This is a genomic window from Streptomyces sp. NPDC007945 (assembly GCF_042958885.1).
GTDB lineage: Bacteria > Actinomycetota > Actinomycetes > Streptomycetales > Streptomycetaceae > Streptomyces.
Genome location: NZ_JBIBJV010000015.1, coordinates 104,927 through 114,479, shown reverse-complemented (window position 1 = coordinate 114,479; position 9,553 = coordinate 104,927). Strand labels below are relative to the sequence as shown.

Here is a 9,553-nt window from a genome sequence, read left to right as displayed (position 1 = left end):
CTGCTCGACCGGCTCGACGCCGCCGGCGTCGAAGCGGACGAACTCACCGTGCACACCCCGGACCTGGACGACGTCTTCTTCGCCCTCACCGACTCCGCCCCCGCCCCCGCCCCCGCCCCGACGACCCGGAACCAGGAGTCCGCCCGATGAGCGCCTTCTCCCTCGCCGCCCGCGACTCGTCCACCATGCTCCGGCGGAACCTCCTGCACGCCCGCCGCTACCCCTCCCTCACGCTCAACCTCCTCCTCACCCCCGTGATGATGCTGCTGCTCTTCGTCTACGTCTTCGGGGACGTGATGAGCGCCGGCCTGGGCGGCGGCGCGGACCGTGCCGCGTACATCGCCTACGTGGTCCCCGGCATCCTGATGATGACCGTCGGCGGCACGGTCGTGGGGACGGCGGTCTCCGTCTCCAACGACATGACCGAGGGGATCATCGCCCGCTTCCGCACGATGGCCATCCACCGGCCGTCGATCCTCGTCGGGCACGTCGTCGGCAGCGTCCTCCAGTGCGTGATGAGCGTGCTCCTCGTCGGCGCGGTCGCGGTCGCCATCGGGTTCCGCGCCACCGGTGCCACCGCCCTCGAATGGCTCGCCGCCTTCGGCCTGACGACCCTGATCGCCTTCGCGCTGACGTGGATCGCCGTCGGCATGGGCCTGGTCTCCCCCAACGCCGAGGCCGCCTCCAACAACGCGCTCCCGCTGGTGGTCCTCCCCCTGATCTCCAGCGCGTTCGTCCCGATCGACTCGATGCCGGGCTGGTTCCAGCCGATCGCCGAGTACCAGCCCTTCACCCCCGCGATCGAGACCCTCCGCGGCCTCCTCCTCGGCACCGAAATCGGCAACAGTGCCTGGATCGTCCTCGCCTGGTGCGCCGGCCTCACCGTCCTCGGCTACCTCTGGTCGAAGTCCGCCTTCCACCGGGGCGCCGAGTAGGCCACACCGGAACCCCGCGCGTCCCCCGGGGCGGCGTACCCGACACCCGTCGGCGTGCGCCGCCCCCGCGCGTGCCGCGTCACGTCACCGCTCGTCCGCGATCCGCGCCAGCAGCGCCTCGTACACGGCCCTGCGGTCGGGACGGGCATGGGCGGCGGCCCTGCGCAGGGACGGCACCGCCTCCGTGCCCGCGCACAGCACGGCCGCCTCCGCCGCGCGCCGTACGGTCTCCCGGCCGTGGCCGAGCAGGGCGACGAACTCCGGTACCGCCGACGGCCGGCGCGCCCGCGACAGGACGCGGATCGCGCCGCGCACCACGTCGGGCCGCGCGTCGCCGAGCAGCACCTCGGTCAGGCGCAGATACGCGTCCCGGTCGAGCAGCGCCCGAGCGACCCGGTGCGCGTGGAGCCGGACCCCCGTCTCGCGGTGCCCCAGAAGCGCACGCAACTCCCCCTCCAGCAGCGCCGGTTCGATGTCCAGCGACCGCTCGGTGAGCACGGCCAGCGCGCGGCGGACCCGCCGGGGCTCCGGCGACCGCAGCAGGGCGACCAACTCCCCGTACGGGAGGGAGCCCCCGTCCCGTACGGGCGCGGTGGCTCGGGCGCGGAGGGCGCGGAGCGCCGCCTGCTGCCGTGCGGCGGCCTCCGGGCCGTACGGCGGTCCGTCGACGAGGACGATCCCGGCCTCGGGGTGCTTCTCGGCCAGCCGGGCGAGGAGAGGCGTGCGCCGGAGGCGACGACCGGTGAGCAGGGCGAGCAGGCCCACCTCTCCCGCGGCGAGCCGATCCTCCAGGTGGACCGCCAGGGCGTCGCCGTTCACGGACCGAAGCGCGGCGTACGCGTCGGCCCGCGCCTCGGTCGGGCCGTGCTGCCACAGGTCCACGAGCAGGGGCAGCAGCGGTGCGAGCCGCCGTTCGTCGCGGACGGCGGCGGCGAGCCGGGCGACCCGGTCGGGCCGGAGCTCCGGATTCCGCAGGGACTCGGGGGCCGCCTCCGTCAGGGCGTCCGCCAGGGCGGCGCCCGCGTCGCGGACCGCCGACTCGTCGACCCGGCCGCGCAGGTACGCGTCGAGCACGGCGGCGCGCGGCGCCGGTTCGGGCCAGTGGACGAGGGTGCGGGCGGCCGTGTTCCGCTCCTTCGGGTCGCCGGTCCCCAGCGACAGGAGCAGCCGGTCCCGTCCTACGGCGGAACGGAGCTCGTCCGGGTGCGAGTGCTGCGCCGCCGCCGGTCCGGGTTCGGCTTCCGCCAGGTTCCACGGCGGTGTGTCGAGCGGCTGAAGGGACGTCATCCAGTCGACCAACGCCTCCCGTACGTGCTCCGCCGCCCCGCCCCACACCTCCACCAGGGCGGCCGACAGCGCACGCGATCCCGCCGGGCGCGGCCGCCGCCGGAAGTCCGCCAAGATCCCCACATTCCCCGCGGCGGCGGCGAGTTCGCCGTACCAGGCCGATCGCGGGACCTCACCGGCCTCGACGCCGAACGCCTCCCGCAGCACCCGGATCCCCGCCTCCGTCGGCTCGGGGCCGCGCGCTGCGCAGGCGAGTTCGCGGTCGAGATCGGCGCGGACGACGACCGCACCGGCGAGCCGCAGCAGCGGCAGGGTGGAGCGGCGACCCGAGCGGCGCACCGGCAACCCGCGTACGGCGGCGATGACTTCGGAGCGGTCGGCGACTCGGCCGGCGACGGACTCCAGCAGGCCGAGGAGCCCGTCCCGCTCTTCTCCCTCCGCCTCCGCGAGGCCGTCGAGGAGGAACGTGGCGTGACGGGCGAGCGCCGCGCGCTCGTGCACCGACCACGGCGCCGGGCAGATCTCCGTCGGCAGCACCGCCAGGACGGCCCTCCGGGCCCCGGCCGTGGTGGCGGCGAGCTCCAGCCACTCGGAGAGGTAGGGGCGCGTCGCGCCGAGCCGGACCGCGCGCCGTCGGGACGCGGCGAGGCGCAGGGCGGCGTCCGGGTCCCAGCCCTCCTCCGTGAGGCGGCGCAGGTCGGACTCGGCCTGGCCCGTTTCGGGCGCCGTGGTGGCGAGCGCGGCGCGCAGGCGGGCCCGGGCGGACGCCTCGGTGGCGTGGTCCGCCGCCTCGGAGAGCGTGGCGGCGAGGGTGTCGCCGAGGAGGGCGCGCAGGGCGTCGAGGAGGTGGTCCCGCAGGCCGGGGTTGTCGTCGTGGGCCAGGCGGTCGAGCAGGGCGGGGACGGCCCGGGGCGTTCCGGCGGTGGCGAGCGCGCGGGCAGCGGTCTTGCGGACGTTCATGACGGGGTGGGCCAGACAGGCGGCGATCGCGTCCGACGCCCAGCGGGCCCCGGCGTCGCCGAGGGCGCTCAGGGTCTGCCGGACGGTCTGCGGGTCGCGGTCGGGGCCGGTGAGCGCGAGGAGCGTGGCGGACACGGCCGCGACGCCGTCGCCGGTGGCGTCCCGGGCGAGGAGGGCGACGACGTGCTTGCGGACGTGCCGGTCGGGGTGGCGCAGAAGGTGGTGGACGCGGCGCCGGACCGTGCGGTGCGGGGCCTGCGGAAGGTCGAGCAGCACCCGGAGCAGGACGGCCTGTTCGCCCGGCGTGAGTCCGGGCCGGTCGAGCAGGCCGAGGACGACGTCCGTGACGAGCGCCGGACCGGCCTCGTCCCGGAGCGCGTCCAGGAGGCAGACCGGGCGGATCCTGCCGCGCTCCCTGAGCCGGCGCCCCAGGGAACCCAGCGCGTTCACGGCGGCCTCCGGCACCACCGGCTCCGCGTCGGGCACGGGTGCCGCGCCGCCGGGCTCCCAGGCGGCGGCCGCCTCCCCGGCGATCCGCAGCAGCAGGTCGGCGAGAACGGGCAGGAGACCCGGGCCGGCGTGCGCGGCCAGGCGTTCCAGGGCGGCGAGGGGACGGTCCGGGTCCAGGTGGGCCGCGAGGAGGGCGAGTTCGCGCTCGTCGGGTCCGCCGAGGTCGGCGGCGATCCGGGCGGGCAGCTCGGCCGCGTCGAGTCGGGCGAGCAGCTGCCGCCGCACCTCGGGGTCGTCGTTCAGCAGCCAGACGAGTTCCAGGGCTCGCTTCCGATGACCGCGCAACGCCCGTTCGACGCGGGCGGGTTCAGGCCTCGCAGTGTCGTCCGGGGCGACCGCGTCGACACCGAGGCCCGTGCCCAGGACGCGTACCGTCCGCTCGCCGCCCACGGCCTCCAGCGCGTCGAGCGCGTCGGCGGGGGCGTGCGGGAGGGCGTCCAGGACGGCGTCCTCGGTGCCGGGGTCGCGCAGGGCACGCACGGCCTTCAGGAACGGCCCGGGTGCCTGGGCGCGCGGCAGCAGGCGCGCGATCTCCTCGGCGACCGGCAAACCCCCGGCCCCCTGCCCGTCGAGCGCGACGAGCAGGTCGAGCCGGCGCGGCCACCCCGGATCGGCCGGGGGCGCGTCGACGAGCAGACGCAGCAGTGCGTGCCGCGCGGTGAAGAGCACCGTCGCGACGGCCTCGGCCGGCACGGTGTGGTCGGCGAGCGCGAGGGCCAGGACGGCCGGCACGTCCGCGTCGGTGACGAAGTGGCCGCGCCGGTGCATCGCCCGCAGACAGTCGACCGCGGGCCCTGCGAGCAGCAGCGGGTCCGTCCCGGCGAGGTCCAGGACGGCGGTCACGTCCTCCCGCCGCGCCCACCCGCCGTACAGGGCCAGCGCCCGCCTCCGTACCCGGGGCGGCGTACGGTCCGCGTCCATGGCCACCCACCGGAGCAGGTCTCCGTGCCCGTGCGCGGCAGCCGCGGTGAGCGCCGCGTCGACGACCGCGGCCGACATCCGCGGCGGGGGTGGTGCGAACTGCTCGGACGACGAGGGCAGAACGGGCGACGGGAGCAGCGCGGGCGGCGCGGGCGGCGAAGACGGTGCGGGCGACGGGGGCGGCGCGGGTGACGGGGGCGACGGGGATGGCCCGGGCACCTCGGATGATGCGGGCGACCCGGGCGACTCGGACGACCCGGATGCCCCGGCGAGGTCCGCTGACCCGGACGCCGCAGGCGCCTCCGGGGTCCCACAGGTCGCGGACACACCGCACGTCCTGTACGCCCCGGACACGCCGCACGTCCCGCACGTCCCGGACACCCCGCACACCCCAGGCGTTCCGGAGACCGCGAGCAGACCGGCCCACCGGGCTCGTGGCAGCGGCTCGGACGCGGCCCAGGGCGCGGCGAGTTCGATCAGGGCGTCCCGCACCACGGTCTCCGCGGACGAGTCCAGCAGCCCGTTCAGGACGCCGCGCACGTAGCGGGGCGCGAGCCCGCCGGTCCGCAGCCCCTCCCCGGCCAGCCGCAGCGCCTCCGCCTCCAGCACGGCGTCCCCGGTGCCGGCGAGGGCGCCGACGAGTTCCGCCACGCGCGCGGGCGCGCCCGCGTGGGGCGCTCCGACGGCTCCGGCCGGCTCCACGCGCGCGTGGACCCCCCGGACCGCCTGGTACAGCACCTCTCCGCGCGCCTCGCGCCCGAGCACCGCCGCGGGGTCCCGTACGAGCTCCGCCCGCACCAACGCCACCCGCACGGACGGCGCGAGCACGTCGTCCGGCCACTCCCGCCACCCCCGTGGGGGCACCCCGGCGGCGGCCGCGGCGAGCGCCGCCTCGGGGCTCACCGGGAAGGGTTCGGGAAGCTCCGGCCACGGGCCGGCCTGCGGGTTCGACGGTGGACGCACCCAGGGATCGTACGGTCCGGGAATTCGGATGAGGGGACGGAGGCCCGTCTGGCACACTCGCCCCGCAGACAGAAAGGCTCGAACGTGCACGCGAAGGACACGGCCCCCAGGGCCGACGAACCCGCCGACGCCCAGGGGCCGTACGAGACGCACGTGACCGTCCGCTGCACGACCCGGCCCGAACGGGACCGCCTGGAGGCGTGGGCGGCGCGCCGGGGCCTGAAGCTCACCACGATCGTGCTCGCGCGGGGCCGGACGCCCGTCCAGCCGATGCTCACCCTCCCCGACCGGACGGGGCACCCGTCGCTGGTGGCCGCGCTGCGGGCGGACGGGTTCGAGCCGGTGCGGGTGAAGGTCGAGACCGTGCCGTGGAGCACGGAGCCGGCCGGGCCGGGCGGCGGCTACCACGAGCACCACCTCAAGCTGGCGCTGCCGTCTCCCTACGACCGTGCCGCGCTCGAAGCGCTGGTCGTCCCCCACGGGGCCCACGTGTCGTGGAACGCCCGCCGCGTCCTGCCCGGCCCGGAGGGCCGCCACGAACGCTTCGTGACGCAGCGGCACCCCGGCCCGGCGCCCGACGCGCTCCGCGCCTGCGACGCCCTCCTCGCGGACCTGCTGGCCGCCGGATACGCCGTGGTCGGCGAGGAGCGCGAACGGGTCCTCCACGACAGCGACCTCACGGTGGACGCGGGCTGGCTGGAACCCGACGACGGCACCGGTACCACGGACCGTCCCGACACCCCGGAGAAGACGGCATGAGCGACGACGGCACGAACGACACCGACACCAGCGGCGACACGAGCAGCGACACCGGCACCGGCGCGACGTGGACCGATCCCATCCCGAACGGCCCCGGCACGGCCGGTGAGTCGGCCGCCGAGTACCGGCGGCGCCAGAGCGCGCACCCGAGCACGCTGACCGCCGGCGTCGGGGCGGCGGCCGTCCGGCACCGCGCCTTCGACCCCGCCCTGAAGCACTTCCGGGACGCCTTCCGTCCCACGGACGACGTCATCGAGGACCCGCGGCTGCGCGCACGCTGGCAGGCCGCCCGCCGCTCCGCCCTCGACCTCGTCCTGGCGTCGGTCGCCGGATCGGCGTGGGCGGACTCCCTCGTGCTGCGGGGCAGCATGCTGATGTCGGCGTGGTTCGGGGAGGCCGCCCGGCCGCCGAAGGACATCGACTTCGTCGTGGTCCCCGAGACCTGGCGCATCGAGGAGCCCCGGACCAGGACCATGCTCGACGACATCGCCCGGTCCGCCGACCGGCTCGCCCGCACGCTCGACCTGGACCTGGTGATCGACGCGGCCGGCGCCGTGACCGAGTACATCTGGACGTACGAACGGGTCCCCGGCCACCGTCTCGTGCTGCCGTGGAGCGCGCCCGGCCTGCCCGGTGGGCAGGTGCAGCTCGACTTCGTCTTCCACGAGCGCCTGCCGACCCCGCCGCGGCCGGCGGACGTCGCCGGCGTGCGCGTGCGGGCGGCGGACCGCGAACTGTCGCTGGCGTGGAAGCTGCTCTGGCTGAGCTGCGACATGTATCCGCAGGCCAAGGACCTGTACGACGCCGTCCTGCTCGCCGAGAGCTGCACCCTGCCGCGCGCGCTCCTGGAGGCGGTCATGGACGAGGCCGACGAGTGGCCGCTGGGCGTCGGCGTACCGCTCGACCTAGCCGTCTTCGAGCGGGCGGCCCGCGAAGTCGACTGGTCGGCCTTCCCCGACGACCACGGAGACGCCGACGCGGCGTCCGGCCCGTCCCTCCGCGAGGAGCTGGCGTCCCGCCTGGTGGCGGCGCTGGCCCCGACGTTCGCCTCCTGAGCGGCCCCCGGCCGGGCGCCGGAGGGGCGTTGTCAGACCCTCCCGACAAGATGGGTCCATGACCGCGATTCCCGCCGCTGAGGCGCACTTCGTCCTGTCCGGTTCCGCCGACTACGCGGACGCCCTCGACCGGCTGCGTGCCGCGTCCGGTGCCTACTACGCGGGCGGGAACAGCCCGTTGGACGACGCCTCGTACGACGCGCTGCGGCTGGCCGTGCTCGCGTGGGAGGCGGCGCACCCGGGCGAGGCGCCCGGCTCGCCGACCGGGCTCGTGGCGGACGGCGCCGCGCCGGAGGGCGACGTCGCGCACACCACCCCGCTGCTGAGCCTGGACAACGTGTTCGGGCCCGAGCAGCTGGTCGCGTGGGGCGCCTCGCTCCAGCGGCGGCTCGGCCGGCCGGCGGAGGGCGGGTTCACCGTCGAGCCGAAGCTGGACGGCGCCGCGGTCGCCGCCCGGTACCGGGACGGGCGGCTGGTGCGGGTGGTCACGCGCGGCGACGGGACGCACGGCGAGGACGTCAGCCACGTGGTGGGTTCGGTCGTCGGGCTGCCCGAGCGGCTGGCGGAGCCGGTGACGTTCGAGGTGCGGGGCGAAGTCCTCTTCACGCACGAGCAGTTCGAGACGGCGCAGCGGGTGCGCGCCGAGCACGGCGGCGCGCCGTTCGCGAACCCGCGGAACGCGGTGGCGGGGACGCTTCGGGCCAAGGACCGGCCGTACCGCCTGGAGATGGCGTTCTGGGCGTACGGCGCCGTGGACCTGGACGGCGGATCGTTTCTGCCGGTGGGTGCGACGCACGCCGAGGTGCTGGCGGCGGTCGCCGCGGCCGGCGTCCGGACGACGGCCGACACCCCCGCCGGGCTGCACGTGGTCGACACCGTCGCCGAGGCCCAGGCCCGGGTGGACGCCATCGGCGCGCTGCGCGCCGGGCTCCCCTTCGGCATCGACGGGGTCGTGGTGAAGGCGAACAGCGCGGCCGAGCAGGCCGAGGCGGGTCTCGGCAGCCGTTTCCCGTACTGGGCCGTCGCGTACAAGCTGTCGGCGGTCGAGCGGCAGACGGTGCTGCGGGACGTCGTGTGGGAGGTCGGCCGCACGGGCGTGCTGGCGCCGACCGCCGTCCTCGACGCGGTCGAGATCGACGGCTCCACGGTCTCCCGCGCCACCCTCCACAACCCGGCGGACATCACCCGCCGCGACCTCCACCTCGGCGACACCGTGACCGTCCACAAGGCCGGCGACATCATCCCGCGGGTGCAGGCGCCGGTGGTCGAGCTGCGTCCGGAGGACGCCGTGCCGGTCCCGCTGCCGTCCGCGTGCCCGAACTGCGGCGGCGACATCGACAGGAGCCAGGAGCGCTGGCGGTGCGCGAAGGGCGCCGGGTGCGCGCTCGCCCCGCTCGTCGAGTACGCCGCCGGGCGCGACGTCCTCGACATCGACGGCCTGGGCAGGACGTACGTCAAGGCGCTGATCGACGCCGGCATGGTCACCGACGTGGCCGACCTGTTCACCCTCACCGAGGAGCAGCTGGCGGTCGCCTCGGGCAGCGCCCGGCGCGGCGCGAAGCTCGCGGAGCAGGTGGAGCTGGCCCGCAGTCGCCCGCTGAGCCGGGTCTTCTGTGCCCTCGGCATCCGGGGCACCGGCCGCCGCATGTCGCGGCGGCTCGCCGCCCACTTCGGCACGATGGAGGCGATCCGCGCCGCGAGCGCCGAGGACCTGCTGGCGGTGGAGGGCATCGGCCCGGAGAAGGCCCCGGTCGTCGTCGCCGAGCTGGCGGCGCTCGCCCCCGTGGTCGACAAACTGGTCGCGGCGGGCGTGAACATGACGGAACCTCAGCCGTCCGGACGCCCGGCGGCCGATGAGGCGGAGCCGGCGGACGCCGAAGGGTCCGCACCCGCGGCCGGCCCCCTCGCCGGCAAGACGGTCGTCGTCACGGGAAAGATGACCGGCCGGCTCGACGGCTTCGGCCGCTCGCGGATGAACGAGCTGATCGAGCGGGCCGGCGGCCGGGCGGGCAGCGGCGTCAACGGAAGGACGAGCTACCTCGTCGCCGCCGCCTCCCCCACGGGCAAGCCCAGTTCGAAGACGGTGGCCGCCGAGAAGCTCGGTGTCGAGGTCCTCACCCCGGAGGCCTTCGCCGAGCTGGTGGCCGACCACCTCTGACGGCC

The 9,553-nt window shown here is 76.4% G+C and carries 5 protein-coding genes and 1 pseudogene; 5 read left to right on the top strand and 1 reads right to left on the bottom strand.

Features of this window, described 5'->3' with window-relative positions:
* Window positions 1-150 (top strand): annotated as a pseudogene (locus ACFZCF_RS31145) (ABC transporter); the annotation flags it as partial.
* The gene (locus tag ACFZCF_RS31140) at window positions 147-935 is read left to right on the top strand and encodes an ABC transporter permease (protein WP_391290430.1); all 789 of its coding nucleotides are present in this window, start codon (window positions 147-149) and stop codon (window positions 933-935) included. The pseudogene ACFZCF_RS31145 and the gene ACFZCF_RS31140, both read left to right, overlap by 4 nt.
* An 84-nt stretch (window positions 936-1,019) precedes the next feature.
* Here ACFZCF_RS31140 and ACFZCF_RS31135 read toward each other — a convergent pair whose 3' ends face one another.
* On the bottom strand, window positions 1,020-5,576 hold the full coding sequence (locus ACFZCF_RS31135) for a HEAT repeat domain-containing protein (RefSeq protein WP_391290428.1): 4,557 nt from the start codon (window positions 5,574-5,576) through the stop codon (window positions 1,020-1,022).
* A gap of 84 nt (window positions 5,577-5,660) precedes the next feature.
* Here ACFZCF_RS31135 and ACFZCF_RS31130 point away from each other — a divergent pair, with 84 nt between their 5' ends.
* From ACFZCF_RS31130 to ligA, 3 genes are read left to right on the top strand one after another with little or no spacing between them, the layout of a single operon-like run.
* A complete protein-coding gene (locus ACFZCF_RS31130) occupies window positions 5,661-6,335 on the top strand; it encodes a hypothetical protein (RefSeq protein WP_391290426.1) in 675 nt (224 codons plus the stop codon).
* Window positions 6,332-7,390: a nucleotidyl transferase AbiEii/AbiGii toxin family protein gene (locus tag ACFZCF_RS31125; RefSeq protein WP_391290425.1), complete on the top strand. Its 1,059-nt coding sequence runs from the start codon at window positions 6,332-6,334 to the stop codon at window positions 7,388-7,390. Before ACFZCF_RS31130 ends, ACFZCF_RS31125 begins: the two co-directional genes overlap by 4 nt.
* Before the next feature lie 58 nt (window positions 7,391-7,448).
* On the top strand, window positions 7,449-9,548 hold the full coding sequence (gene ligA, locus ACFZCF_RS31120) for an NAD-dependent DNA ligase LigA (RefSeq protein WP_391290423.1): 2,100 nt from the start codon (window positions 7,449-7,451) through the stop codon (window positions 9,546-9,548).
* Window positions 9,549-9,553 lie beyond the last annotated feature (5 nt).

Bases quoted from the DNA above. Each gene is read 5' to 3' on its own strand.
- ACFZCF_RS31140 (WP_391290430.1), top strand. From the start codon at position 147: ATGAGCGCCTTCTCCCTCGCCGCCCGCGACTCGTCCACCATGCTCCGG.
- ACFZCF_RS31125 (WP_391290425.1), top strand. From the start codon at position 6,332: ATGAGCGACGACGGCACGAACGACACCGACACCAGCGGCGACACGAGC.
- ligA (WP_391290423.1), top strand. From the start codon at position 7,449: ATGACCGCGATTCCCGCCGCTGAGGCGCACTTCGTCCTGTCCGGTTCC.